The organism is Streptomyces sp. NPDC060000 (assembly GCF_042737375.1).
Taxonomy (GTDB): domain Bacteria; phylum Actinomycetota; class Actinomycetes; order Streptomycetales; family Streptomycetaceae; genus Streptomyces.
The window spans coordinates 86,731-110,578 of sequence record NZ_JBHWUU010000013.1 but is presented as its reverse complement, the minus strand read 5'-3'; the positions used below and the strand labels follow the sequence as shown (position 1 = coordinate 110,578).

Below are 23,848 nucleotides of genomic sequence, written 5' to 3'. Positions count from 1 at the left end.
ATCGATATCCGGATCAGAGGTCGAGGACGACCTCCGTGGTCGGGTTGCTGCAGCAGACGAGGACGGTCCCGGGCCCGGGGAGTTCGAGAGGCGGTGTGGTGTAGGTGATCTCGCCTGCCACGAGGCGGGTGACACAGGTGTGGCACACGCCGGTGCGACAGGACCAGCGGGTGGGGATGTCGCAGGCCTCTGCGAGCGCGAGGAGGGATGCGTGCACAGGTGACCAGGGGGTGGCGATGCCGCTGCGGGCGAAGGTGACCCGGGGGCCGGTCGCCGTGGGACCGGGTGGTTGGTGCGGCCGGATCGTGGCGGTGGGGGTGACGCCGGGGTTGATGGCGGGGAGGGCGCTGAACCGTTCCGTATGGATCTGTTCTGCCCGCAGACCGTGATCGCGCAGGAGGCCGCCGAGTTCCCTCATGAAGCCGGGTGGTCCGCAGAGGTAGGCGTGGGCGTCGGTGGGGATGCCCATTGCCGTGAGTGATCGCGCGGTCGGACGGCCCGGGATGATGTGGGGCTCGTCGGGGCTCGGGATCTCGCTCGTGTAGTAGATGCGCTCGTAGGCATGGGGCAGCCGAGCGAGCAGGGCGCGGGTCTCGTCCGCGAAAGCGTGATGGGCACGGTCGTGGGCGGTGTGGATCCACCAGACACGGCGTGGATCTCGGTCCGCGGCGAGTCGGTGGAGCATGGCCAGCACGGGAGTGGCGCCGATTCCGGCGGAGAGGAGGACGATCGGGCGGGTGCCTTCCTCGAGCACGAACGTTCCGCGCGGGGAGGCGATGTCCACGAGGTCCCCGGGGTGCAACCTGGCATGAATGTAACCGCTGACCTTTCCGTGGGGCTCGTGCTTGACGCTGATGCGGTAAGTGCCCGTGGCGGGAATGGCGGACAGGGAGTAGCTGCGCACGGCGGGGCCGGCATCGTCGACGGCGATGCGGACGGAGAGGAACTGGCCCGGGCGGCCCGCGGGCAGGGGCGTGCCGTCGGTGGTGTCGAGGTAGATGGACGAGACGGTGAGGGTCTCGGGGGCGATGCGGACGACGCGCATGGTTCTGAAGCCCGGCCATCCCGGTTCCTGTGCGGGCATCTGGCCGGCGAGTTCGTGGAAGGACTGCTGCCAGCCGGGGCTGAGGGCGGGGATCTTCAGTGCTTTGCGTAGCTTCGCTGGGTCCCGGTCGGCGAGGTAGAGCAGCGCGTCGGTGTCGGCGACGCTGAGTGCTTCCGGTCCTTTGCGGGTGAGGACGATCTCGTCACCGGCCTGGACGCGGCCCTCGGTGATGACACGCAGGTAGAAGCCGGGGCGATGGTGGGCGACCAGGAGGGAGGCCATGGTGGGCTCACCCAAGCGCATGCCGACCCGGTAGCAGGTGACGCGGGGCTGAGTGACTTCGAATTCGGCTTCGCCGATGCGGTATCGATCGCCGATGCATACTTCGTCGTCGGGCAGGCCGTCGACGGTGAAGTTCTCCCCGAAAGTCCCGAAGGCCAGGTCGTCACGGCCGAGCTGCTTCTGCCAGTACTGGTACGACTGCAACTGGTAGACGAGAACGGCTCGGATTTCACCGCCGTGCCCGACCAGATCTCCTTGGCCGTCACCCTCGACATTCAGCCGACGGACGAAGCGGGAGCCCTGGACGGGAGCCTTCCAGGCCCCGGTGCGGACAGTCCTTCCCTGCCAGGGCACGTCCTTGGGCACGCCTACATTGACGGACAACAGCGTCGCCATTGCGGACCTCCTGTGGGCCGGCCGGGACAGCCCCTCATGGCGATGTCACCTGGACACCGCAACCGATCGTGGTTCCGGCGCTGCGGTGACTTCGTGATCACCACGGTGACTTCGTGATCACGAAACTCTCGACGCAGTCACCGGTATCCGCGCGAGCGGTCGGAAACTTCCCTGCCCGGTTCGGTTGCACCACCCGCCGCTCACCGCAGCGGTCCCTACGAAAATACCGGCTCGCGGCGCGTTGGGCTGCGCGACCGCAACGCATGATCTTGGCCCGCGCCGAGGGAAAGGGCGTGCTGTTGCGCGCTGTGGCCCATGAAGGACCGGGCTCCTCGGTTCTCGCGTCGTTTCACGGAGGTCTTGCCCGTCGCGATCTGCGATGTTCGTCCTGTACTGGCCCCTGCACGTGCGGGCCGGTTGCGCAGAGCGGGTCGGTGCGGACCGAAGGATCAGTGTCCGCGAGGCGACGGCCCCCGTTGCGCCGGTCCAACGGGTCAACGGTGTGGCGCTGGGGCGACCGGTGGGCTTCCTGGTGCTCAGGAGGGTGTGGCGGCGGGTGCGGGGGATGAACAGCCGTTGCCTCAAACTCAGGTGACACCGCGGGGACGGAGCGCTTCTTCGCCGTGCGGCGCGGCGCACACGGTGCATCGACACGGACGAGTGTCGGCATAGTCGCGAGATGAGGGGGTAATCGCGCGGCTGTGCCGGTCACATGCGGCTGGCAGCAGAGGTCGGCTTCGATGTGGGAGGGAACGTCATGACGCTCGTGAGCGCGACGGCAACGGACACGCGGGTACGGGTGGGTGAGTTGCCCGACATCGCTGATCCCACTCAGGTGGCGCCGAAGGATGCCCGCGCGCTGTCGAGGCTGTTCTTCGACCAGCTGGCGGTGCTGGAGGAGGGCACGCCGGAGTACAGCTACGCGCGCAACACGCTCATCGAGATGAACATATCCCTGGTCCGCTTCGCGGCCGGCCGGTTCCGCAGTCGCGGGCCGGAAGAGATGGAGGACATCGTCCAGGTCGGCGTGATCGGCCTGATCAAGGCGATCGACCGGTTCGACCTGTCCCGGGAGGCGGAGTTCACCTCCTTCGCGATCCCCTACATCGTGGGTGAGATCAAGCGGTTCTTCCGCGACACCACCTGGGCCGTGCACGTCCCGCGCCGCCTGCAGGAAGCCCGCGTCCAACTTGCGCGCGCCACGGATGAGCTGCGCAGCCGGCTCGGCCGTACCCCGACGGTCAAGGAACTGTCGGAGCTGATGAGCCTCCCTGAGGAAGAGGTGCGTGAGGCCCGCCTCGCCGCGAACGGCTACAACTCCTCCTCCCTGGACGCCACGCTCAGCGGCAGCGAGGACGGCGAAGCGGCACTGCAGGACTTCATCGGTATCGAGGACACCGCGCTGGACCTGGTGGAGGACTTCCACGCCTTGGCCCCACTGATCGCCGAACTCGACGAGCGGGACCGGCACATCATCCACATGCGGTTTGTGGAGGAACTCACCCAGGCGCAGATCGGTGAACGTCTGGGCGTCTCGCAGATGCACGTCTCCCGGCTGCTGTCGCGCACGCTGGCCCGGTTGCGGGAAGGCCTGCTCACCCATCACTGACAGGACGCATCGAGCATGGCGGGCCGGGCACGCAACCGCCTGCTGGTGGGCTGGGTTGCTTCCTGAGGTGTTGGGGATCAGTCGAACGAGGCCGTCGCCTGCACCGTGCGCAGCCCCGGCCACGGTTGTCGGGCGCCCGCACCGTGCTGGGCCCTGACCACGGCTGTCGGAGGGGTAGCGGTGCGACTCACAGCGATAGGTGGCCTCACGTTCCAGGGACGGGACGGCCGAGCCCTTCGTATGGTTGGGCCCCCAGGGCTGCATGGTGTGGCTTGTAGTCGGCTGCCGTCCGTGGCCGGGCTCTTACTGCAGCGATCACGATGTGGTGGTGTGCCTCGAGAGTGCGGGCATGACATGGAACTCGTTTCCGCCGGCGTCGAGGAACTCACCGGGTTCCCGGTCGCGATGGGCGACCTCCAGGCGCAGCCTGTTCCGCTCCGCCTTCGGCGCCGCAGGCGGCCCCATCACCAGTGAGACCGAGCTGGTGGGTTTCTGCCTCAGTCGGACGCCCCAGTTGTGGGACTCGGCCGAGTGCCAGTCGGCCTGGGACTCCCAGAAGGCCCACTGCGCGTAGCGGTCCTCCTCGGCGACATCGAGGCAGATCGCGACGAGACCGGAGTCGGCGAGCACGCCCGGGTGTCCGGGACGCAGCACGCAGAACTCATTGCCCTCCGGATCGGCCAGCACGTCCCACGGGACGTCCCCTTGGCCGATGTCGGCCCGCGTCGCACCGAGTGTGAGCAGGCGCGCCACCTCGGCCTCCCAGTCCGGTCCCCCGGCAAGGTCGAGGTGGAGTCGGTTCTTCTGCCCCGCCTTCGGCTTCGCGGTCGGCACGAATCGCAGTTGCAGGCCGTCTGTCCGGTCCCGTGTCGCGTCCAGCCAGAAGCGGTCCATGCGGGCGACATCCAGCGCGTCGATCACGATCCCGGTCAGCATCCCGTTCCCCCAAGCCGTCGAACCCGCCACCCGCTCATTGTCGCCCCGACCACGTCCTGCGCTCCCGGCACTCGGCCGAACCGGGAGAGGCGCGGCCGTGTGCCGTCTACGCGCTCGTCAGGATCGCGCTCGCGACAACGTCGAAGAGGCGATCGGCGCGTGGGGCGAGCGCGGGTTGATCGCCGAGCCAGGCGAGCGCCGCTATCAGCGCGAACAGATCGGTGCCGTCAATGTCGGTCCGCGCTGCGCCCGCGTCCTGGGCACGGGCAAGGAGCCGCGCACCGGCCGCGCGCAGGGTGACGCACGAAGCGTGGAGTGCGGAGTCGGAGTCGTCGATGGCGGCCGCCATCAGCACTGTCACGCCCCGATACTCGGTGGTCCACGCGACGCAGTCGCGTAGCCACGAAACGAGAGCGTCTTCGGGCGAGTTCGACGTCTCGAGCGCGCCCGCCCTTGCTGTCAGGTCGTCGAAGCTCGTGTGGAGCAAGGCCTCGAGCAGTGCCTCGCGTGTCGGGAAGTGCCGTAGCAGCGTCGCCAGCCCGACATCGGCCCTGCGCGCGATGTCGCGCAGTGACACGTCGACGCCTTGCTCGGTGATGGCGGCGCCCGCTACGGCGAGCACGTGGTCGCGGTTCTTCCTGGCGTCGGCCCGCATCTGCCCCTCTTGACTATCCGGATCAGTGGTCCATATATTCGGATCAGTGGTCCGCTTTTGTGGAGCACTGATCCGAATAAGCTTATCCCGCAGCGCGGGCAGGAGAATAACGATGCCGATACACACGATGAGGGCGGTCCGGCTCCATGAGCACGGGGGCCCTGAAGTCCTGCGTTACGACGAGGTGCCGATTCCCGAGACGGGGCCGGGCGAGGTGCTGGTTCGCGTTCACGCGGTCGGCGTCAATCCTCCGGACTGGTACCTGCGCGGCGGCTACACCACCATGCCGGGGGAGACGGAATCGACGGTCGGCCTGCCGGTGATTCCGGGGACGGACGTGTCGGGCGTCGTCGAGGCCGTCGCCGCGGACGTGGACGGTCTCGCCGTAGGTGACGAAGTCTTCGGTCTTCTGCGTTTTCCCAGCTTCGACGGCAGCGCATACGCCGAGTACGTGGCCGCGCCCGCGTCGCACCTCGCGCGCAAGCCGGCCGGCATCGACCACGTGCACGCCGCCGGGGCGCCCATGGCCGGGCTGACTGCGTGGCAGTTCCTGATCGAGTCAGGACACGATCACCCCTCGCCCTTCCAAGGGGCACCGCATCATCCGACGGCACTCGACGCTCACACGACGGTGCTCGTCAACGGAGCCGCGGGCGGTGTGGGGCACTTCGCGCTACAGCTGGCGAAGTGGAAGGGCGCACGTGTCATCGCGGTGGCGTCGGGCGCGCATGAATCGTTCCTGGGCGAGCTCGGGGCCGACGAGTTCATCGACTACACCAGGAGTCGTCCCGAGGAACTCGTGCACGACGTCGACCTCGTTCTCGACGCCGTCGGCGGCCCCGACAGCAAACGCTTCCTGCGTACGCTCAGGCGTGGCGGCGCCCAGTTCCCCGTACTCCCCGGGGACTTCGACGAGGAAGAGACCGCGAAGCTGGGCGTCAGGGTATCGAGCGCCCAGGTCCGCTCGAACGGCGCGCAGCTCGCTGAACTGGGGCGCCTGCTCGACGCGGGCACGGTCCGCGTCGCGATCGACAGCACGTTCGCGCTCGCGGATGCCCGAGCGGCGCACGAACGCGCCGCCCGGGGGCACATCCAGGGCAAGATCGTGCTCACGGTCGCTTAGGAACGAGCCGTAGTCACCGACGCGTCCGGCGTCGACGCCCGGCGTCCGACGTCCCCGCGTCCGACGTCCCCGCGTCCGACGTCCCCGCGCCCGGCGTCCGACGTCCGGCGCCCGTCCACGGGACACCGGCGGCCATTGATCGAAACGCCGATGGGGGAGCGAGGGGCGCGTCTGGCGACCGGGCGGCCGTGATGCTCGCCGCGGCGAACCGAGCGGACCCGTGCGGTCGGCTCGGTTCGCCGCGGGAGATCGCCGGGACGATCGTCTGATGCCGGCGCAGCCGCGTACATCGCCGGCCGAGCGGTCCTCCCGCCGGTCACGGTTCGGGGCGGGCGTCGACGAGTTCGGGTTCCAGCCCGTCACTCACCTCGGCGTGCCCCCGACCGGCCTCGGCGCGCCAGGCCTCGAAGGCCCAGGCGGTGAGGGCGACGACGGCCAGGCCGAGCAGCCAGCCGCCCACCACGTCGCTGAACCAGTGCACCCCGAGCGCGACCCGGGTGAAGCCGACCCCGAGCACCGACACCACCGCGGCACACCAGCACAGGGGCCGCCAGGCGCGCGGCACCAGGGGCAGCAGGACCAGCAACAGCACGGCGAACGAGGTGGTGGCCGTCATCGCGTGCCCCGACGGGAAGGAGAACCCCGGAGCGTGTGCCACCGGATCCTCCAGGGACGGCCTGGCCCGCTCGACGACCGTCTTGACCAGTAGTCCGATCAGCCCGCCGGCCACGGCCGTCACGGCGGACCAGGCGGCCAGCCGCCAGGCCCTGCGGTACACCAGCCAGACGGTCAGCAGCGCGACGGCCGTCCGCAGGACGGCCGGGTCCCAGACCCAGTCGGACAGGAAGCGCAGAACGCTGGTCCAACCCGGATGTGTCACGGCCGTGTGGTGCAGTCGCTCAGCGGCGCCCGCGTCCAGGCGGCGCAGCGGCCGCCACTGGCCCTCGACGAGGACGAGCAGCAGCGCGAAGGGCACGGCGGCGACGGCGGCGACGACAGCCGCTCCGAACAGCCGGGCGCCGAATCTGCGGTCGGCTGCCCGGCGGCGATGGTCGCGAAGGTGTCGGACCGCGGCTCGCACAACCATTCAGACTCCCGGATCGGGTTCGATCGGATCGGACCGCAGGGCCCGCGCGGCCTCCAGCTGCGCGGCGAACGCCAGCCCGAGGAAGAGGGCTATGGAGGTCAGATAGGCCCAGAGCAGCAGCGACATGAAGGCGCTGAGCGGGCCGTAGACCGTGTCGAAGGAGCCGCTGATCCCGAGGTACAGGCTCAGCAACCAGGTGAGCGCCGTCCACAGCACCAGGTACACGGCGGCGCCGAAGGCCAGCCAGGTGTATCCGGGTTGTCTGCGGCGGGGCGACCGGCGGAAGATCACGCTGGCCGAGATGAGCGCGAGGAGCAGCCCGAAGGGCCAGCGCAGTATCTCCCAGGCGGTCCGGGCGCCGCCGTCGAGCCGGTAGACGGTCACCGCCGCGGAGGCCAGGTCGCCGCCGGCCACCATGACGACGAACCCGAGCCCGAGCGGCAGCCCGGCGCTGACGGACATCACCAGACCGCGAAGGTACTTCTGACGGAAGGGGCGGTCGCGCTCGTTGCCGTAGATCCGGTTGGCGCCGCGCTCCACCTGGCACATCGCGGTGGTGGTGTTGACCAGTGAGAAGAGCAGACCGAACCAGAGCGCGACCTGCGCGCCGTCGCCCGCCGTGCGGCGGCTGCGGTTGAGCGCGTCGTCGACGACATCGGCGCTGGGACCCTCGGCGAGCCGGTGGATCGTCAGTTCGGCGATCCGGCCGATGTTCTCGGTGTGCAGCGTGGTGGAGAGTCCGACGAACGCGATGGCCAGCGGGATCACCGACAGGACCGTCTGAAGGGCGAGCGCGCGGGAATGGGTGAAGCCGTCGGCGTACCGGAAACGGACGAAGGAGTCGCGCACCAGGGCCCAGCGGCCGTAGCGGCGCAGCGACACCAGCGCCTCGTCGGCGGACAGTTCGTCGCCGGTCATGTCACGGGTCTCGGGAACCTTGGTCGCGGTACCCATGTCACGCACCTCCAGCGGGCAGCAGCACGGTCAGCGCACCCGGCCTGACCTCGGCGGTGAGCCGGCGGCCCGGTGTCACCGGATCGCCGTCGAGCTCTCGGGACTGCGTGGAGTCGAAGGTCAGTTCGGCTCGGCGGAACGTGAAGAACTCCACCGGTACGCCGCTCCTGTCGCCGTCCTCCGCCGTGACGGTGTCCACGGCTGACGGGCGGGGTGCCTTCGCACCTCCGCGCAGCAGCGTCGCCAGCGCACGCAGCCAGCCGCCGACGCCGCGCGGGTCGAGGATCAGCAGATCGAGCAGGCCGTCGTCGGGGCGGGCGGCCGGCAGGAGCGTCGTCCCGCCCTGGACGGTCCCGACATTGCCGATGAGCACCATCCGGGCCGTGCGGTGCAGGGCGGGCGCGTCGTCGAGCCGGACGGTCAGACGCATCCGCGGTGTACGCAGGGTGCCGACGCCGGCCAGCACATAGGCGGGCCAGCCCAGGACGGACTTGGCGCGGTCGTCGGTGTGCTCCATGATCGCGGCGTCGAGACCGGCCCCGGACATGGCGGCGAAGTGGGTGGCGGTGAGGCCGTCGCCTTCGACGCGGCCGAGGTCGATGCGGTGCGGGGTGCCCCGCAGGGCGGCGTCGAGCGCGTCGGTGGGGGACAGCGGCAGGCCGAGGTTGCGGGCCAGCAGATTGCCTGTGCCGCAGGGCACGACGGCCAGCGGTACGCCGCTGCCGGCCAGAGCGTCCGCGGCCGCCCGCAGGGTGCCGTCACCGCCGCAGACCACGACCAGCCGTGCACCGCCCCGGAGCGCGCCGGCCGCCTGACCGGTACCCGGGTCCTCCGCCGTGGTCTCGATGAACACCGGTGCGCGGTGCCCGTGCCGTTCCAGGACCCCTCGCAGCGCCTCGCAGTCGGCTTCGCCGGTCACCGTGGGGTTGAAGATCACCGCGGTCCGGCCCGGGCCCGGTGCCCCCGGGCTCGCCTCCGCGCTCGCGACGGACGGCGCGGGGCTCGCCCCGGCCGGAGCAGTCACGGTCCCGTCGATGAACAGGGCACGGCCGACGATCAGCAGGGACAGGCTGCCGTTGGCCAGCCCGCCCACGACGTCCGTCGGGTGGTGCATGCCCCGGTAGAGGCGGGCGACGGCCACCAGCACCGGCACGAGAAGCAGCAGACCGCCCACGATCCGCCGCCACGGCCCGCGGAGCCGGGACAGCGCGAGCACCGCCAGTCCGCCGTAGATCGCGGTGGCCGCCCCGGTGTGGCCGGACGTGTAGCTGGAGGTGGGCGGGGAGGCGTCGAGGCGGTGCACCTCGGGGCGGTGACGGTCCACCGACTCGGTGATGACCAGGAACACCAGTGACTGGAGCGACACGGCGACGGCGAGGAAAGCCGCCTGGCGCCACATCGGCAGACGGGGGATCAGGATCAGGCCCGCGCACGCCAGGACGGTGACGGCGATCACCGTGAGGGTGTCACCGGCCTCCGAACCGAGGAACGACAGGGTGGTGAGGGTGCCGGTCCGGGCGTGTTCGAAGCCCTCGTTGACGTCGTCCTCGACCGTCATCGGCCACAGCCCGCGGGCGGGCCCGGTGATCAGCAGCCCGAGTCCCACCATCAACGCGCCCTGGCAGACCGTCAGCGCCGCGATACGCGCGGCGGTTCGGCCGGTGCCTCGGGGCAGCGCGAACGAGCGGCTGGTCCGGGCGGCTCCTGCTCTCTGGCCAGGACGCTCGGCCGGTCTTTCCGGTGCGGTGGTCGGCATCGGTTCTCCCACGGGTCGGCGCGGTACGGCGGTGTCGGCCCGAGGTGTAGGGGCCGATGCACCGCCGTCTGCCCCCGATGTCACCGCGCAGACCTGCCACTGGATGGATCACTCAAGTCGCTGTGGCGACAGCGTCCTCGCAGCGGTCGGCCTCGATCCCCAGTCGCACGATCCGGTCGGTCAGGCCGCTCTCGGTGACCGTCGGCGCTTCGGTGACCGCCGGCATCCGCATTCCGCCCATGTGCGCCTCTATTTGACGTATTTCGGACGCTGCCGAGAAGGATGCCGATGACCCTTCTCCCGCACATGCGCCTTTTACCCCGCGGCCCATCGACCCGTCGTTCAGTGGTTCCAGGCGCGATGGGCTGATGGTGCGCCTTGAGGGGTTGCCCTCTCTTCGCTGACCGTGCTGTTCGCGGCCGGTTTCCCGGCTTGCCGTGGGGACGGGAAACAGGAAACCCGTCGACCTCTCGGGAACCCGGCGGCCAGTCTGATGCCGAGACACCGAGCATGACCTGCGACCAGGCAGGACGACCGCAAGGGGGAAACATGCGCAAGTTGTTCGCTGGAGCCGTTGCACTGGCCACCGCCGCCACGGCGATGGTGGCGCTGACCGGCACGGCCGAAGCCAAGCCGGCCGCCGACTGGGCCGGGTGCCCGTCCGGCGCTGTCTGTATCTACCCGCAGAACCAGGACCCCGCCCAGAGCCCGAGCAGCGTCTACTGGAGCTACGGGCCCCACAACCTGAGCAACCAGGTGGGCTGGCACTGGGTCCTCAACAACCAGACCGGTGGCGCCTCGGCGGAACTGTGCCTGAACTACGGCGGCACGAACTGCAACTACACCATCGGGGCCCGGAACGGGGTGTGGGCCGATCTGACACCGGTCAACTCGATCAAGCTGAACCGGCCGTAAGGCCATTCTGACGGGGGAACGTCCGGAATCGCGTCAGCGGTTCCGGACGTCCGTGTTTCCGCCATTCCTTCGCGCCACGCCGGTGAAAGGCTTGATGAGCCGTCATATTCCCGCAGTACCCTGAATGTCGGCCGTTTCACGGCTCATGCGCGCGACACCCGGGGGATGTGGTGGGGGAGCAGCAGCACACCGGCGACCGATGTGAACCGCCACCGCTCGACGGAACTGTTCCGGACTTCCCCGCCCAGCTGAGACGACTCCGCCGGCAGCGAGGCCTCTCACTGGCAGACATGGCCCGGCAGACGCACTACAGCAAGGGCTACCTCAGCAAGATCGAGACGGGTGCGAAGCGGGCCACCGTCGATGTCGCGCGGCGTTGCGACCAGATCCTGCAGGCCGAGGGCGGGCTGCTGCGACTGCTGACGAAGGACCCGGGAAGCGTCGAAGAAGCCGACGGCAGGGAGAAGACCGGGAAAATCGGGAAAGCGGCGAAACCGGAGGACACCGAGGACACGGAGGACACGCGGGCTGGGCGGGACGACGGTGCCGTGCCCGGGCGGATGGAGTTCGAAGGTGTCTGTCCCTATCGGGGCCTGTCGGCGTTCACCGCGCAGGACGAGGGATGGTTCTTCGGCCGCGAGCGGGCCACCGCCGCCCTGGTCGAGAGGGTCTTCGAACGGATCGGCGGCGGGCCCCTGATGGTCGTCGCGCCTTCGGGTGCCGGCAAGTCCTCCCTGTTCCACGCCGGTCTCGTACCGGCCTTCCGAAACCCCGGCGGCTTCCCCATGCCGGGCGCCGAGCGGTGGCCGGTGGTGGCGTTCACACCCACCGCACATCCGCTGGAGGAGCTGCTGAGCGGCGTCGCGAAGGCGCTGGACGGCGATCTCGGCGTCACCGTGCGGCAGTTGCGGGACCGGCCCGAGGTCCTGTTGGAAGCAGTGCGGCACACGGTGGACGACAGCGCCTGTGCCGACGGGGACAGGCGGCCACCGCCGGTGCGTCCGGTGCTCCTCGTCGACCAGTTCGAGGAGCTGTTCACGCTCTGCTCCGACGAGGACGAGCGTCGTGCTTTCGTACGGGTGCTGTGCGCCCTGTCGACATCTCGCCGCCCGTCGGATCCGGCGGACGGCTCCGGCCGCGATCCGGCTGTGGTGGTCCTGGGCGTACGGGCCGACCTGTCCGGCAGGTGTATCGAACTCCCCGAGCTGGCCCCGGTGTTCACCGACGGGTTGTTCGTACTGCCCCCGATGTCCGTCGCCGGGCTGCGGGAGGCGATCACACGCCCCGCCGACCTCGCCGGACTCACCCTGGAGCCGGGTCTCGTCCCCCTGCTGCTGCGCGACGCCGGTCTGCGCGACGAACCGGGAGAACTGCGCGGCGATGGAACGGACTTCGGGCGCGCCCTGCCGGACGTGACCCCCTCCGGTGCGCTGCCGCTGATCTCCCACGCGCTGCTGACCACCTGGCAGCGGCGCGAGGGTGCCACGCTGACCGTCGCAGGGTACGAACGCACCGGCGGGATCCGGGGGGCGGTCGCACGGACCGCCGAGGACGTGTTCGCGGGCCTGTACCCGAGCGAGCAGCAGACGATCCGCAGGATTCTGGTGCGCCTGGTCCACGTCGCCGACGGCACCGGACCGGCCCGGTGCCGGATGAGCAGGTCCGCGCTGATGGACCGGCCGGCCGACACGGACGCCGCCACGGCCGCCCTGGACGCCTTTGTGCGGGCCCGCCTGATCACCACCGACCGCGACACGGTCGAGATCGCCCACGAGGCCCTGCTGCACGCCTGGCCCCGGCTGCGCGGCTGGATCGACGCCGACCGGGACGGGCTGCTGATCCACCAGCAACTAGCGCACGCCGCCGAGGAATGGCAGCGCGAGGGTGGCGATCCGTCCGCCCTCTACCGCGGCACCCGGCTGGACACGGTCCGGGTGTGGGCCGAGGAACTGGACGGCCGGAGCAGGCTCAGCGCGCACGAGGAGGCGTTCCTGCGCGCGAGCCGGGCCGAGGAGGCCGATCGGCAGCGGCAGGCCCGGCGGCAGATCCGGCGCAGGCAGGGCACACTGGCGACGCTGGTCGTGCTGCTGACCCTCGCCGTCGTCGCCGGAGGCCTGGCATACGAGCAGCGCTCGGAGGCGCTGCATCAGGAGCGGGTCGCCCGTTCCCGGGCACTTGCCGCACAGTCGGCCTCCCTGGCCGCCGGTCAGCCCGAGGCTTCGATGCGGCTCGCCGGGGAGGCCTACCGTTCCCAGGCGACGCCCGAGGCGCGCGGCGCCCTCCTGAGCACCCAGGCGCAGCCCTTCTCGGCCCGGCTCGGCGGGCACCGGGGGCCGGTCAACTCGGTGGCCTTCGCGCCCGACGGGCGCACACTGGCTACGGCCAGCTCGGACGGCACGGTGACGCTGCGACGGCTTGCGGACCGCCGTACGACCGCCGCGTTCAAGATGTCCGGGCAGGTACGGTCGGTCGCCTTCAGCCCGGACGGCCGTACGCTCGCGGCGGGCGCCACGAACGCGCCGGTGCAACTGTGGGGCGCGGCCGACCATCGTACGAAGGTGGTGTTGCCCGCGAGCACGGAGGGCGCCCGGGCGGTGGCCTTCGACCCCCGGGGCCGCATGCTGGCCGTCGCGGCGGGCGACGGCACGGTCCAGGTGTGGGACACGGACCACAGGCGTCGCGTCGTGTCCTTCACCGGTCATGTCGGACAGGTCGACGCGCTGGCCTACGCGCCGGACGGCCAGACGCTCGCGTCGGCCGGCGCCGACCGGACCGTACGGCTGTGGGACACGGTGCGCGACCGGCCGGCGGGCGTGCTGGAAGGGCACAGCGACGAGGTGTACGGCGTGGCGTTCGCGCCGGACGGACGGAGCCTGGCCAGCGGGGGAGCCGACCGGACCGTTCGGCTGTGGGACCTGGCACGGCACCGGGCGACCTCGGTCCTGACCGGGCACAGTGACGACGTCAACGCGGTCGCGTACACCCCGGACGGCGCCACGGTCGTCAGCGGGGGAGGGGACGGCACGACCCGCTTGTGGGACGTGCACAGCGGCATGCAGACGTTGACGCTCAGCGGTCACACCGACTACACGATGGGCGTCGCCGTGAACGCCGACGGGACCATGCTCGCCACCGCCGGGTTCGACCAGTCGGTGGTGCTGTGGGACCTGGGCGGGCCGGTGCTGACGGCCCGTCCGTACACCGAGATCTGGCAGTCCGCCTACAGCCCCGACGGGAGACTGCTGGCGACCGCCGACACCGATCACACGGTGCGGTTGTGGGACGTGGCGCGGCACCGGTCCGTCGCGACACTGCGGGGGCACCGCTCGGCCGTCTTCTCGGTGGCGTTCGCCCCCGACGGGCGGACGCTGGCCTCGGCTTCCGACGGTACGGTCCGGCTGTGGGACGTCGCCACCCACCGCCTCCTCGACACGCTCGCCGGGCATCACGGGAACGTCTTCGCGGTGGCTTTCTCCCCGGACGGCGCTCTGCTGGCCTCGGCGGGTGCCGACCGTACGGTGCGGCTGTGGGACGTGGCCACCCGCCGCCCCCTGACCACGCTCACCGGCCACTCGGACTTCGTCAACGACGTCACCTTCAGCCCCGACGGGCGCACCCTCGCGAGCGCGGGTGACGATCTGACCGTACGGCTGTGGGACGTCGCGAGCCGCAGGCCGCTGGCCACGCTCACCGGGCACACGGGCGCGGTACGGGGAGTGGCGTTCGGCCCGGACGGGCGGTCGCTGGCGAGCAGCGGCAACGACGGGACCGTACGCCTGTGGGATGTCCGCCGGCGACGTCCGGTGGCGGTGCTGAGAGGCCACACCGGCTCGGTGCGCGGCATCGCGTTCTCCCCCGACGGCCGCCTGGTGGCCAGCAGCGGCAGCGACCGCACGGTGCGGCTGTGGGACGTGGCCGAGCGGCGGCCCTGGGCCACACTGACCGGGCACACGAACGCGGTGTGGGGCACTGTGTTCGCCCCGGACGGGCGGACGGTCGCCAGCAGCAGCAACGACGGGACCGTACGGCTGTGGAACCTGGACGTGCCGACACGGTTCGCCGCGATCTGCCGGCTGCGGCTGTCCGCGGAGAGTGCCTCGGCGTGCTCGCCCGTCTGACCGCGACCACAGCACCCGACGCGCCCCCGGCCACCTCCGGCGCGATCTGAGAAGGTCCTGCTGGGAAGGGGTTTCCCACAAGTTTCCCGTGGCCTCTTCATCGGGGACGCGGCTGCTCGACGTGACGCCGCACGGCCGGGCCGAGGCCGGACCACGCCCAACCGCTGACAGACCGAGGTTGTCCGGGTGGCGCGGTCCGGGGGACCGGCGCGGCGGCCGATGTCCCGGTTCGCGTCAGTGGCGGGACACTGGGGGAGTGACGGACACCGAACGGCAGACGGACCGGCGCCTGGAGCGGGCCATCCTGGAGCTGCTCGAGCGACGCGGGCCGACGGCGACGATCTGCCCCTCCGATGCAGCGCGGGCGGTGTACGAAGGGGACGACGACGGCTGGCGCGCGTTCATGGAACCGGCTCGCCGCGCGGCCCGGCGGCTGGTCACGGCCGGCGAGGTGGAGATCACGCAGGCCGGCCGTCCGGTCGAGCCGGCAGAGGCCCGCGGTCCGATCCGCATCCGCCGCATCCGCTGACACCCTCCGCGTGGGCTTTCCCGGGCCGCCGACCGGTTCCGTCCTGAGGTGTCCCGGGCTGTCCTGGGGTGGTACCGACGCGGCGGCGACAGGCTGTACGCCACCGGCCGGGAGCCCGCGGTCTGGAGATCTGCCCTTCAAGCCTGAACCTGGGTTCTCGCCGGGTCGTGGGCATGGTGGCCGCGCTTCCTCCCACCCGGCCGTCCGGGCCCCGCGCGCTCACGTAGTTCTCGTGACCAGCGACTGGAGGGTTCTTGCTCACGGCCGGCGTCCTTCGCAGCCTTTCAGGCGTGTCCGGGGACGGCGACGCGAAGATCGAGGAGTTGTTGCGTATGCACGGGTACGTGGTCTTCGGCGAGGCCATCGATGAGGCCTGCGAGCGGAACCGGCCGGTCCAGCACGAGTGCGTCATCGGACAGGAGGAGCGACGGCACCAGAACCGAGGCGGCTTCCTCGTTGAGCCGGTCGGCGATGTCGCACAGGACGCCGGCCTGGCTCCGGACATGATCAGCCAGGTCCGCTCGGCCTGAGTGCTCGGCGACGATTCGTTCAAGATTCCAGGTGTCGAGGCAGATCCGGTTGTCGAAAGTGGGCCGAGAGCCGGCGACGACGCCCAGAGCAACTGCTGCGATCGAGGCGTCGACGCTGAGAAGGTGAGCCAGTATCTGGTCGGCGTTCCACCCTCCGTCGTCCGCGTTGCCGAGGTCGGGAAGGGCCGCCGCGTCGAGCAGCCTCTCGTAGGCGCTGCGAAGTGATGTCGCGTCCATGGCGTGCTTTCCTTCAGTCGGGGCGTGTCGGATCCGAATGCCGCTCCGCAGCCTCAGCGACGCGTTTGATGTGTGCCAATCGCCGGTCCCAGTCGGCCGCGAGTGAGGCCATCCACTGTGCCGTCGCGTCCAGCGCCGCGGGCCGCACCGTGTAGCGGACCTCGCGTCCGACCCGGCCGCCGGAAACCAACCCGGCGGCGTCCAGGACGCCGAGGTGCTTGACCACTGCCTGCCGCGAGACGGGAAGTCGCTCGGCGAGCGTCGTGGCAGTGGCCTCACCCTGTGCGGCGAGCAGCTCCAGCAGCTGACGCCGCGTCGGGTCGGCCAGCGCACCGAGGACGCTGTCGATGACCTCGGCGGCGCCGGGACGTTCTTCCGTCACGTGGAGGGCTGTTCGGCACGGGTCTTGAGCGCGCCGAGCTCCAGGGGCCAGCCTTGGCTGTGGTCCTTGAGGTTCTGACTGCGCAGCTCCTCGGACCCGGCCAGCGCCGCGAACCCGCTCTCGACGACGCGGAGCCGGGTCTTGTCGCCTTCCTGGGTCAACGTGAACTCCACGAGGGTGCTGTTGTTCTCGCGCAGTTCCTCTCCGGGGAACGCGCTGGTCCACCGGTATGACAGGTACGTCGGTGGCTCGACCTTCTCGACGCGCACCGGGAAGTCGCCGTGCTCGGCGTTCTTCGCCACCATCGACTCGCCCTCCTTGGCCACGGTGCCGGGCAGGCTCGTTTTGTCGGCCACCCAGAACCCGGGTTGGGCCACCAGCGACCAGACCCGCTCCAGGGGTGCCGCGATCAGGGTTTCGCGTTCGATCCGGTCCTCGCTCATCAGGGGCTCCTTCATCGTGACCATCGGGTGCATCGTGACGATCGGGTGCATCGGGTGCAACCTCAGAGTTGCACATGGGGTCCCGAGGTGCAACCCGAAGGTTGCATCTCGGTGGATCGGGCGACCGGTCCCGCGATATGGCTGGGCACGCGGCACGTCGGAGAAGCGCGACCGCCTCCCGCCCTCACCCGGAAAGCCGACGCCCACCGCCGCGCCATCCCCGACCGGGAGCAGAAGGCAGCGCCCGACGACCTGGGCAGCCAGCAGTAGAACCCCAGGACCGACCGAGGCGGGGGCCGAGGCGCCGCCGCAACCGTGCGCTGCGGCTTCCCCCGGCAGGTTCTGGACGACGCCGAAGTCCGTAGCGCCCTGCGGTCTCAACAGGCAGAGAACCGGGGCGAGTACCGGGCGAGTCGGGAATGAAGCGGCAGCGACTGCGTGTTGAGCACCGCTGACCGACTCTCCTACCCGGGAAGAAGGCAGGCCCATGACGTCCCCGCCGACCACCATGCGCGCCGTCCGGCTCGCGGCCCCCGGCCCCGCGGACAACCTGCGGCTGACCACCCTCCCGCTCCCGTCCGGCAGGGACGGCTGGGTACGCATCCGCGTCGAGGCGTTCGGCCTCAACCGCTCGGAGCTGAAGCTTCGGCTGGGTGTGAGCGTGGGCGTCACCTTTCCCCGGGTGCCGGGTATCGAGGCCGCCGGCACCGTCGACGCCGCCCCGGCCGGCAGCGGGCTGGCTCATGGGCAGAAGGTCGTCGCCATGATGGGGGACATGGGGCGCACCTTCGACGGCGGCTATGCCGAATACACGTCCGTGCCGTTGTCCCAGGTCATCCCCGTCGACACCGACCTGCCCTGGGAAGTGCTGGGCGCCCTGCCGGAGATGGTGCAGACCGCCTACGGCTCGCTCACCATCGGGCTGGACCTGAAGCCCGGTCAGTCCGTGCTGATCCGCGGCGGCACCTCTTCGGTGGGCCTGGCCGCCGCCGCCCTGGCCGCATGGCGTGGCGCCACGGTGCTGTCCACCACCCGGCGGGCCGGCCGTCTCGCTTCGCTGAAGGAGCACGGAGTCGACCACCCTCTGCTCGACACCGGCGAGATCGCGCCCGCCGTACGAGAGCTGTGCCCGGACGGCGTCGACGCCGCCCTTGATCTCGTCGGCACGCCCACCCTGCCCGACACCTTGCGCGCGGTGCGCGTGCACGGCACGGCCTGTTTCGGCGGCAGCCTCTCCAACCAGTGGACGGTGCGGGACTTCTCCCCGAACGAGTACCTGCCGAAGGGGGTGCGCCTGGCGGGCTACTTCGGCGATGCCGCCGACCTGCCTCGGGAAGTCTTCCAGGAGATCCTCGACGCGGTCGCGGCCGGTCGGCTGGCCTTCCCCGTGCACCGCGTCTACGACGGCCTGGAACAGGTGTCGCAGGCCCACGACGACATGGAGCACGACCGCGCCATTGGCAAACTCGTCGTGCGCGTCCGGCATTAGCGCTGGTGTGAAGTGTTGATCAAGGCCGGGGGCGACCTCGCCGTGGCTGGTGGACGTCTGGCGGCCCAGCCGGTGGGAGCGGTTGGAGGCGATGTTGCCGCCGATATCTCGGCTCGGCTTCTCCCTGGTCCTGCCGCGTCCGGGCAAACGGGACCTCTTGACGCACTTGGGCGCCCTGCGCGGCACCACCGGCCACAGGTCGCGCGCCCCTCCGTAGACATGTGGAGCGCAACGGCCGTCGGCGTCCGAGCTGTTCGGTTGGCCGTTCCGGCGCTCAGAGGCGGCCCGTGGTCCAGCGCCGGCAGCACTTCGGATACTCGGCGTCTGATTGATCCCGTGCCGCGCCTCACATCAAGAACGCCAAGATCAGGATCAGTACGACGGGCGGAAGGAACATTGTGGCCAGGTGGCTGAACAAGGCCCGCGTCATACCCAGCACGGAGAACAACATCAGTCCGCCTACGAGCCAGTAGCCGAAGATCTGGCCGGCGAGACGCTGAGCGGCGGTTTCCTGTTCCCGGGTGGTGGCCTCGAAGATCAGCGTTCCGCCGATCAGCATCAGGAGGAGCATGCCACACAGCAGCAGGTTCCCCATCCCTACGATGACAGCGGTCGGCTTGTCCGCCCGGCGCACCCGCTTCCACAGCTGTACGGCGTTCATGGGCAGGGGAGCCTATCCAGGTCTACCGACGGCTGCCGAACGAACATGTGGCTGAGATGCCGAAGGCGCCGGACGACTACTGACGGGGTATCACGGCCGTTGAGCAGTCACTTCGTTACTCCTGCTGACGCCGGGTTGCTGGGCGTTCCGAGCTCACGCTGAGGCGGTGGCGGGACCCGAATCGGCCGTTCGCGTATTTCCTGAGCGGCCGCTTCGCTCAGCCCAGTCAGAGTGACCCGCTGCTGACCCGGGTCGCGAAATGCTTGGCGATAGTCGCTCTCGTGAGTGCTGATGCGGCCGGCTGCTACCTTGCGGAGCCATGAGCGACAGCGTGTATGTGGGCAATGCGGGCAGGGACGCGGCACTGGACCGAGGGTGGTTGCTAGGGCATTTCAAGGACGCCTCCGATCTGCGCCACAGCGAGGCCGTGGAGATCAAATGGGGCATCCACCCGCAGGGTGCTGAGCGGGCTCAGTGGGTCACCGGCGAAGAACGCACCGCTCTGCTGGTTCTCATCAGCGGGCGTTTCCGGGTGGAACTGCCCGGCCGCAGCGTTCTCCTGGCTCAGCAGGGGGACTACGTCGTGTGGGGCCGAAGCGTTGACCACTCCTGGTCCGCGGAAGAAGAGTCCGTGGTGCTGACAGTCCGCTGGCCCTCTGTCCCCGGCTACACGGTGATCGACGAGGACGGTTCCGCTGCTGGTCAAAGCCATCCGTTCAGGACCGCGACCAACACGGTGACCTCGTAGAGGACTGCCAACTTGTCATAGTGGGCGACCAACGCGCGGCGGCGGGTGCGAACGATCTTCTGTGTTGTCCGAGTACTGCTCGGTAAGTGGCAAGGTGCGGTTCTCGAAGGACGCTGCCGCTGACCACCCGTCGCGACGTACGACGACGGTCCGCACCCGCGTAGGCGGTACAGGCGGGGAGCGGTGTCGCAGCCGGCTCCGACGACCGCGACACCTGTGCCGCGTATGTGAGCGAGCCCTGGCCGAACTCGGATCCGACACCGCCAGTCCCGTGTTCTGGTGGGCGGTGGCAGTCGGCCGTGCCGCTGAGCTGTTCGGCTGGATCAGCGGACCCGGTCGTAGACGAGGGCCAACGTGCCGTGCTCGCCCGCGGTCTGGCTGACGAGCGTCCACCGCTTCGTGGGCAGGCCGTCGTCGAAGAGGCGCGGCCCGCCGCCGAGGAAGACCGGAAAAATCGTGAGCGCCAGCCGGTCGACCTCGTCTGCCGCAAGCAATGCCTTGATGACGCTCGCGCTGGAGAGCACGAGGATGTCGCCCCCTTCGGTGGCCTTGAGATCCGCGACCGCCTCGACGGTCGGCTTGTTGACGATCGTCGTCCGCTCCCACGGCGCCTTGTCGAGGGCGGAGGAGAGAACCGTCTTGTCGGTCTCGACGAGCCACTTCGCGAAGCCCTCGTCGCGCGGGTCGGCACCCTCCATACCGATGACGCTGGGCCAGAAACCGAGGAACCCCTCGGCGTTGACCCGCCCGAGCAGGGCCGTCGTCGCCGGCTCCCAGAGGCTGGTCAGGTGGTCGCGGGCGACGTCGGTCATGGCGTACGGCATCACCCAGCTCATGTCCAGGGGGTTGTCGGGCGCCGCGTAGTGGCCGTCCAGGGAGAGGGCCATGTTGGTGACGAGTCGGCGGCCGGTGCTCTGCTCTGTCATTGCGTACCCCTTGTGTCGGTGCTGTCGGTGCTGTCGGTGCTGTCGGTGTCGTGCGGGTCCGCTGTGAAGGTCGCCGCGAGTCTGTCGAGGCTCTGGCCGAAGCCGATCTCGATGCCTGCGACGAAGTCCGCGGAGTCGACCGTGCTGTCGGTGATTCGCCAGTGGACGTCGAGGTCCGTGCCCGCGTCGGCGGGCCGCAGGGCCGTGTCGACGTGGGCCGTGAATGCGACGCTGCCGTCGGGAAGCAGCGGGGAGAGGCGGTAGGCGAGACGCTCGCCGGGGCGTACGTCGTCGACGACCCCCTCCGCGCGCCCGGCGACCGGGCTGGAGTCGTCGGCGTCCTCGGCGTCGCGGTACTCCTGGACGATCAGCCCGCCCGGTCGCGCCTCGAAGACGAGTTCGGAGACGCGCAGGTTCTCGGGGGTCCACCAGCGCGCGAGCAGGACGGCCTCGGTCAGGTGGTGCCAGACCAGCTCGGGGTCCGCCGTGAGCGACCGGTGGAACCTGAACGAGCGGCCGTCCGCCCACCCCGCCCCCTCCGCTGTGAGTCGCTCCGCGCGGAGACTGAGCCCGTAGCGGTCATACGTCGCGTGCGGGCCGTCGACCTGGTCTGCGGTGTCGGCGAGACGAGTCAGCGCGGCTGCCAGGTCCCGCAGGGGACCGGGCTCGAGTGCATAGATCCGGCGCTGACCGGTGCGCTGGGAGGTCACGACGCCGGCGCGCTCAAGGGTCTGCAGGTGTTTGGTCGTCTGCGGCTGGCGTGCATCGGCGAGCTGAGCGAGAACGCCGACCGGGCGGGGCCGCTCGGCCAGCAGGCTCACGAGCCGCCAGCGGGTCGGGTCGGCCAGTGCGGCGAGGAGTGCGTCCCGTGCGTCCATGACGACGAGTATTCCTGGCAGAGAATATTCGTGTCAAGGAATACTTCAGCCGAGGCTGCTGGAGTGCTGGAGTGCTGGAGTAATGGAGACCGAAGACACCTCCGCCCGCAGGCCAGACGGCGCAGGGCGCTCAACGGATGGCGGACCCGTTGCTGCTCGGGTCGGTTCGTTCGTCCGGTGACACTACTGCTCCAGCTCGCCAGGGGAGGGGGCGCTGAGCAGGGCCCTGTGGCGGGACCGAGTCATCGTGCGGCGCTTGTGCAAGGCGGCGGCGCGCCGCAGCAATCCGCAGCAATCCGCCTGTTCGGTTTGTACCGACGGCTGAGTGGAGATCGCTCACCGCGAAGTGTGGGCGCGGCCGGGACTGTTCTGAGTGTCGGGGTGTCGAAGCCCCTGCGTGGGGGTTCCTGCCGTCAAGGCTGCGGCGGATGGTCCGAGCCGACGGAGGGGTGAACCGGCATGATCCGAACATCTGGCATTGACCTGAAGCGAGTGAGGAGTGTCAGGCGCGGCTGATTCCGTATCCGTGGGTGCTCATCGCTCTGTCTCCCTCCTGCGCGCGGCCGGCCGTGCGCCCTGACGTTCCCGGCCCTCGTCACGGCCCTGCTGGAAGGCGTCGGAGACCGTCTCGGCGGCGCCGGACAGGGCTCCCTTGGTCTTGCCGCGGGCGCCGGACTCAGTGGCTTGCCCCGTGAGCTCGGTAAGCCCTGCCGGCCTGCGCGGCCCCGCCTCCAGGTCGAGGCGGTTGCACGCCTCGGCGAAGCGCAGGTAGGTGTCGACGCTGGCGACGACGATCCGTATGTCGATCTTGAGTATCTCGATACCGACAAGGGAGACCCGCACGAACGCGTCGATCACCAGCCCTCGGTCGAGAATGAGTTCCAGCACGTCGTAGAGGCCACTGGAACCTCCCCCGCCACCCTGCTGTGTCGCCACGGTCATCACGACCAACCCCTTGCCATCTGTCTCTGCATGGTCCCGTCGACGCTGTCCCTCGCTGCGACGCAGGCTCGTGGGTGCGAGTAGCCCCGCCACCTGCCAGCAAACGCATGTGCCGGTCCCAGGCGTCGTGACCCTGCGGCCGACGCCGACGCCGACGCCGACGCCGACGCCGACATCCACCGTCCACCTGTGCGGTGGTGCGCCTTCATGCGCACGCTGGATGATCGTCTGTTCACGGTGGTGATCGTCGCGGCCGGCCCGATGGGGAGCCGCACCGTTCAGCCACACAGCCTTCTTTGCCGCAGGCACCACGTTCCGACCGTCAAGCCCCCAGCGCAAGACCGTTCCGCTGGGGTACTGCTCAATTGGCAGCAGAGGCAGCAGAGGCAGCAGAGGCAGCAGAGGCAGCAGAGGCAGCAGAGGCAGCAGGGGTGGCAGGGGTGGCAGGGGTGGCGACGGCAGGTCGAATGTGGGTGCAGTTCGCTCCCACGGCCCCCTTGGGGATGCGCATCCGGCGCAGCAGATCGCGGGTGAGGCGAGTCTCGAGCGTGGTGTGCCAGGTGACGCCGGGATGCTGGGAGCGCAGGTGCGACAGCGCCCTGGTGCCCAGCCCACAGTCGCGGAACGGTTCGTCGAGGACGACCTCGGTGATCAGACCCTCGGCGCACTCGTCGCAGGCTCGATAGGTCACTCGCCCGATCACCTTGCGGATGTGTACCAGTAGCAGACACTTCTCACCCGCGCCCTCCAGAGCGGACGAGGGGAGCAGCTCGACGCCGCGGTAGGCCAGAAGCCTGCGATGCCACCGGCCCGCTCGTCGTCCAGGGCGCCGATGCCTTCCCTCGGCCCGCCGCTGTGAGGCGCCTTCCCGTACAGGTCGGCCGTGTGCGTCACTCATGGCATACATCTGGTTTCCCTGCATTCCATCGCGCCTGCCCCGATCCTCGAGCCTCATGTCACGACACCAGGAACGCGTCACTTCGCGCGCACGACACTTGCGGCGCTCCGCGCCAGGCAGCCGGCTTCTCCAGCACCGAGCTCGAGCGCCTGCCTTCTGGTGTCGCTGCCCCGCACGGATGGTGGGCCGCTCGCGGCACCACGTCCCGATCGACCGGATCTACCCAGCCATCCACCTTCTGCAGCCGGGCCCAGGGCGGCGAGCGCCCTTTCGAAGGGCCGCCGCCCGCGCCCGGGCCGCGCGCCCGTC

At 70.2% G+C, this 23,848-nt stretch carries 23 protein-coding genes; 8 read left to right on the top strand and 15 right to left on the bottom strand.

Annotated features, from left to right (window positions below):
- Positions 1-13 precede the first annotated feature (13 nt).
- Positions 14-1,723, bottom strand: coding sequence for an MOSC domain-containing protein (locus ACFWBB_RS10060; protein WP_385269056.1), 1,710 nt, complete (start codon positions 1,721-1,723; stop codon positions 14-16).
- A 757-nt stretch (positions 1,724-2,480) separates the two neighbouring features.
- Here ACFWBB_RS10060 and ACFWBB_RS10055 point away from each other — a divergent pair.
- The gene (locus tag ACFWBB_RS10055; RefSeq protein WP_385269054.1) at positions 2,481-3,332 is read left to right on the top strand and encodes an RNA polymerase sigma factor SigF; all 852 of its coding nucleotides are present in this window, start codon (positions 2,481-2,483) and stop codon (positions 3,330-3,332) included.
- A 315-nt stretch (positions 3,333-3,647) separates the two neighbouring features.
- On the opposite strand, the gene ACFWBB_RS10050 is transcribed toward ACFWBB_RS10055, so the two are convergent.
- Complete coding sequence (locus ACFWBB_RS10050) at positions 3,648-4,268, bottom strand: VOC family protein (protein ID WP_385269052.1); 621 nt, start codon at positions 4,266-4,268, stop codon at positions 3,648-3,650.
- A 106-nt stretch (positions 4,269-4,374) separates the two neighbouring features.
- Positions 4,375-4,923, bottom strand: a complete 549-nt coding sequence (locus ACFWBB_RS10045) for a TetR/AcrR family transcriptional regulator (RefSeq protein ID WP_385269078.1) — start codon at positions 4,921-4,923, stop codon at positions 4,375-4,377.
- Positions 4,924-5,035: 112 nt separating this feature from the next.
- Between ACFWBB_RS10045 and ACFWBB_RS10040 the strand changes: the two genes are divergently transcribed.
- Positions 5,036-6,046 carry an NADP-dependent oxidoreductase gene (locus ACFWBB_RS10040; RefSeq protein ID WP_385269050.1) on the top strand — a complete coding sequence of 337 codons (1,011 nt, stop codon included), beginning with the start codon at positions 5,036-5,038 and terminating at the stop codon, positions 6,044-6,046.
- A gap of 316 nt (positions 6,047-6,362) precedes the next feature.
- Here ACFWBB_RS10040 and ACFWBB_RS10035 read toward each other — a convergent pair whose 3' ends face one another.
- The 4 genes from ACFWBB_RS10035 to ACFWBB_RS10020 form a co-directional block, all read right to left on the bottom strand.
- Positions 6,363-7,133 (bottom strand): phosphatase PAP2 family protein, encoded by a 771-nt coding sequence (locus ACFWBB_RS10035; protein ID WP_385269048.1) that lies wholly within the window; start codon positions 7,131-7,133, stop codon positions 6,363-6,365.
- The gene (locus ACFWBB_RS10030) at positions 7,134-8,087 is read right to left on the bottom strand and encodes a YihY/virulence factor BrkB family protein (RefSeq protein ID WP_385269046.1); all 954 of its coding nucleotides are present in this window, start codon (positions 8,085-8,087) and stop codon (positions 7,134-7,136) included. It abuts the gene before it with no gap.
- 1 nt (position 8,088) lies between these two features.
- A complete protein-coding gene (locus tag ACFWBB_RS10025) occupies positions 8,089-9,843 on the bottom strand; it encodes a diacylglycerol kinase family protein (protein ID WP_385269044.1) in 1,755 nt (584 codons plus the stop codon).
- A 112-nt stretch (positions 9,844-9,955) separates the two neighbouring features.
- Positions 9,956-10,084 carry a hypothetical protein gene (locus tag ACFWBB_RS10020; RefSeq protein WP_385269042.1) on the bottom strand — a complete coding sequence of 43 codons (129 nt, stop codon included), beginning with the start codon at positions 10,082-10,084 and terminating at the stop codon, positions 9,956-9,958.
- Between the two features lie 308 nt (positions 10,085-10,392).
- Between ACFWBB_RS10020 and ACFWBB_RS10015 the strand changes: the two genes are divergently transcribed.
- The 3 genes from ACFWBB_RS10015 (at position 10,393) to ACFWBB_RS10005 (ending at position 15,405) form a co-directional block, all read left to right on the top strand.
- Positions 10,393-10,758: a hypothetical protein gene (locus tag ACFWBB_RS10015; protein ID WP_385269040.1), complete on the top strand. Its 366-nt coding sequence runs from the start codon at positions 10,393-10,395 to the stop codon at positions 10,756-10,758.
- A 290-nt stretch (positions 10,759-11,048) separates the two neighbouring features.
- The gene (locus ACFWBB_RS10010) at positions 11,049-14,876 is read left to right on the top strand and encodes a WD40 repeat domain-containing protein (RefSeq protein ID WP_385269038.1); all 3,828 of its coding nucleotides are present in this window, start codon (positions 11,049-11,051) and stop codon (positions 14,874-14,876) included.
- A 256-nt stretch (positions 14,877-15,132) separates the two neighbouring features.
- Positions 15,133-15,405 carry a DUF3253 domain-containing protein gene (locus tag ACFWBB_RS10005; protein WP_385269036.1) on the top strand — a complete coding sequence of 91 codons (273 nt, stop codon included), beginning with the start codon at positions 15,133-15,135 and terminating at the stop codon, positions 15,403-15,405.
- A 284-nt stretch (positions 15,406-15,689) separates the two neighbouring features.
- Here the strand turns inward: ACFWBB_RS10005 and ACFWBB_RS10000 are convergent, their stop codons facing one another.
- The 3 genes from ACFWBB_RS10000 to ACFWBB_RS09990 are packed head-to-tail and all read right to left on the bottom strand — an operon-like array spanning position 15,690 to position 16,997.
- Positions 15,690-16,172, bottom strand: coding sequence for a hypothetical protein (locus ACFWBB_RS10000; RefSeq protein ID WP_385269034.1), 483 nt, complete (start codon positions 16,170-16,172; stop codon positions 15,690-15,692).
- Between the two features lie 13 nt (positions 16,173-16,185).
- On the bottom strand, positions 16,186-16,554 hold the full coding sequence (locus tag ACFWBB_RS09995) for an ArsR/SmtB family transcription factor (protein ID WP_385269032.1): 369 nt from the start codon (positions 16,552-16,554) through the stop codon (positions 16,186-16,188).
- Positions 16,551-16,997, bottom strand: coding sequence for an SRPBCC domain-containing protein (locus tag ACFWBB_RS09990; RefSeq protein ID WP_385269076.1), 447 nt, complete (start codon positions 16,995-16,997; stop codon positions 16,551-16,553). The genes ACFWBB_RS09995 and ACFWBB_RS09990 overlap by 4 nt, the downstream gene beginning before the upstream one ends.
- 111 nt (positions 16,998-17,108) lie before the next feature.
- On the opposite strand from ACFWBB_RS09990, the gene ACFWBB_RS09985 reads away from it, so the two are divergent.
- Positions 17,109-17,267 carry a hypothetical protein gene (locus tag ACFWBB_RS09985; RefSeq protein WP_385269030.1) on the top strand — a complete coding sequence of 53 codons (159 nt, stop codon included), beginning with the start codon at positions 17,109-17,111 and terminating at the stop codon, positions 17,265-17,267.
- Positions 17,268-17,484: 217 nt separating this feature from the next.
- On the top strand, positions 17,485-18,486 hold the full coding sequence (locus tag ACFWBB_RS09980; RefSeq protein WP_385269028.1) for a zinc-binding dehydrogenase: 1,002 nt from the start codon (positions 17,485-17,487) through the stop codon (positions 18,484-18,486).
- A 346-nt stretch (positions 18,487-18,832) separates the two neighbouring features.
- Here the strand turns inward: ACFWBB_RS09980 and ACFWBB_RS09975 are convergent, their stop codons facing one another.
- Positions 18,833-19,147, bottom strand: a complete 315-nt coding sequence (locus ACFWBB_RS09975; protein WP_385269026.1) for a hypothetical protein — start codon at positions 19,145-19,147, stop codon at positions 18,833-18,835.
- 319 nt (positions 19,148-19,466) lie between these two features.
- Here ACFWBB_RS09975 and ACFWBB_RS09970 point away from each other — a divergent pair, with 319 nt between their 5' ends.
- On the top strand, positions 19,467-19,895 hold the full coding sequence (locus ACFWBB_RS09970; RefSeq protein WP_385269024.1) for a signal peptidase I: 429 nt from the start codon (positions 19,467-19,469) through the stop codon (positions 19,893-19,895).
- 323 nt (positions 19,896-20,218) lie between these two features.
- Here ACFWBB_RS09970 and ACFWBB_RS09965 read toward each other — a convergent pair whose 3' ends face one another.
- The 4 genes from ACFWBB_RS09965 to ACFWBB_RS09950 all read right to left on the bottom strand — a co-directional run bounded on the left by ACFWBB_RS09965 (position 20,219) and on the right by ACFWBB_RS09950 (position 23,332).
- Entirely contained in the window at positions 20,219-20,821 is a 603-nt protein-coding gene (locus tag ACFWBB_RS09965; protein WP_385269022.1) for a dihydrofolate reductase family protein, read from the bottom strand.
- Positions 20,818-21,699: a metalloregulator ArsR/SmtB family transcription factor gene (locus ACFWBB_RS09960; RefSeq protein ID WP_385269020.1), complete on the bottom strand. Its 882-nt coding sequence runs from the start codon at positions 21,697-21,699 to the stop codon at positions 20,818-20,820. The genes ACFWBB_RS09965 and ACFWBB_RS09960 overlap by 4 nt, the downstream gene beginning before the upstream one ends.
- 534 nt (positions 21,700-22,233) lie before the next feature.
- Complete coding sequence (locus ACFWBB_RS09955; protein WP_385269018.1) at positions 22,234-22,641, bottom strand: gas vesicle structural protein GvpA; 408 nt, start codon at positions 22,639-22,641, stop codon at positions 22,234-22,236.
- Between the two features lie 361 nt (positions 22,642-23,002).
- Positions 23,003-23,332 carry an N-acetyltransferase gene (locus ACFWBB_RS09950; RefSeq protein ID WP_385269016.1) on the bottom strand — a complete coding sequence of 110 codons (330 nt, stop codon included), beginning with the start codon at positions 23,330-23,332 and terminating at the stop codon, positions 23,003-23,005.
- Positions 23,333-23,848 lie beyond the last annotated feature (516 nt).

What these genes read in the sequence shown, in the direction of transcription:
- ACFWBB_RS10060 (WP_385269056.1), bottom strand. Translation starts at nt 1,723, where the DNA reads ATGGCGACGCTGTTGTCCGTCAATGTAGGCGTGCCCAAGGACGTGCCC.
- ACFWBB_RS10055 (WP_385269054.1), top strand. Translation starts at nt 2,481, where the DNA reads ATGACGCTCGTGAGCGCGACGGCAACGGACACGCGGGTACGGGTGGGT.
- ACFWBB_RS10050 (WP_385269052.1), bottom strand. Translation starts at nt 4,268, where the DNA reads ATGCTGACCGGGATCGTGATCGACGCGCTGGATGTCGCCCGCATGGAC.
- ACFWBB_RS10045 (WP_385269078.1), bottom strand. Translation starts at nt 4,923, where the DNA reads ATGCGGGCCGACGCCAGGAAGAACCGCGACCACGTGCTCGCCGTAGCG.
- ACFWBB_RS10040 (WP_385269050.1), top strand. Translation starts at nt 5,036, where the DNA reads ATGCCGATACACACGATGAGGGCGGTCCGGCTCCATGAGCACGGGGGC.
- ACFWBB_RS10035 (WP_385269048.1), bottom strand. Translation starts at nt 7,133, where the DNA reads ATGGTTGTGCGAGCCGCGGTCCGACACCTTCGCGACCATCGCCGCCGG.
- ACFWBB_RS10030 (WP_385269046.1), bottom strand. Translation starts at nt 8,087, where the DNA reads ATGGGTACCGCGACCAAGGTTCCCGAGACCCGTGACATGACCGGCGAC.
- ACFWBB_RS10025 (WP_385269044.1), bottom strand. Translation starts at nt 9,843, where the DNA reads ATGCCGACCACCGCACCGGAAAGACCGGCCGAGCGTCCTGGCCAGAGA.
- ACFWBB_RS10020 (WP_385269042.1), bottom strand. Translation starts at nt 10,084, where the DNA reads ATGGGCGGAATGCGGATGCCGGCGGTCACCGAAGCGCCGACGGTCACC.
- ACFWBB_RS10015 (WP_385269040.1), top strand. Translation starts at nt 10,393, where the DNA reads ATGCGCAAGTTGTTCGCTGGAGCCGTTGCACTGGCCACCGCCGCCACG.
- ACFWBB_RS10010 (WP_385269038.1), top strand. Translation starts at nt 11,049, where the DNA reads ATGGCCCGGCAGACGCACTACAGCAAGGGCTACCTCAGCAAGATCGAG.
- ACFWBB_RS10000 (WP_385269034.1), bottom strand. Translation starts at nt 16,172, where the DNA reads ATGGACGCGACATCACTTCGCAGCGCCTACGAGAGGCTGCTCGACGCG.
- ACFWBB_RS09990 (WP_385269076.1), bottom strand. Translation starts at nt 16,997, where the DNA reads ATGAGCGAGGACCGGATCGAACGCGAAACCCTGATCGCGGCACCCCTG.
- ACFWBB_RS09980 (WP_385269028.1), top strand. Translation starts at nt 17,485, where the DNA reads ATGACGTCCCCGCCGACCACCATGCGCGCCGTCCGGCTCGCGGCCCCC.
- ACFWBB_RS09975 (WP_385269026.1), bottom strand. Translation starts at nt 19,147, where the DNA reads ATGAACGCCGTACAGCTGTGGAAGCGGGTGCGCCGGGCGGACAAGCCG.
- ACFWBB_RS09970 (WP_385269024.1), top strand. Translation starts at nt 19,467, where the DNA reads ATGAGCGACAGCGTGTATGTGGGCAATGCGGGCAGGGACGCGGCACTG.
- ACFWBB_RS09965 (WP_385269022.1), bottom strand. Translation starts at nt 20,821, where the DNA reads ATGACAGAGCAGAGCACCGGCCGCCGACTCGTCACCAACATGGCCCTC.
- ACFWBB_RS09960 (WP_385269020.1), bottom strand. Translation starts at nt 21,699, where the DNA reads ATGGACGCACGGGACGCACTCCTCGCCGCACTGGCCGACCCGACCCGC.
- ACFWBB_RS09955 (WP_385269018.1), bottom strand. Translation starts at nt 22,641, where the DNA reads ATGACCGTGGCGACACAGCAGGGTGGCGGGGGAGGTTCCAGTGGCCTC.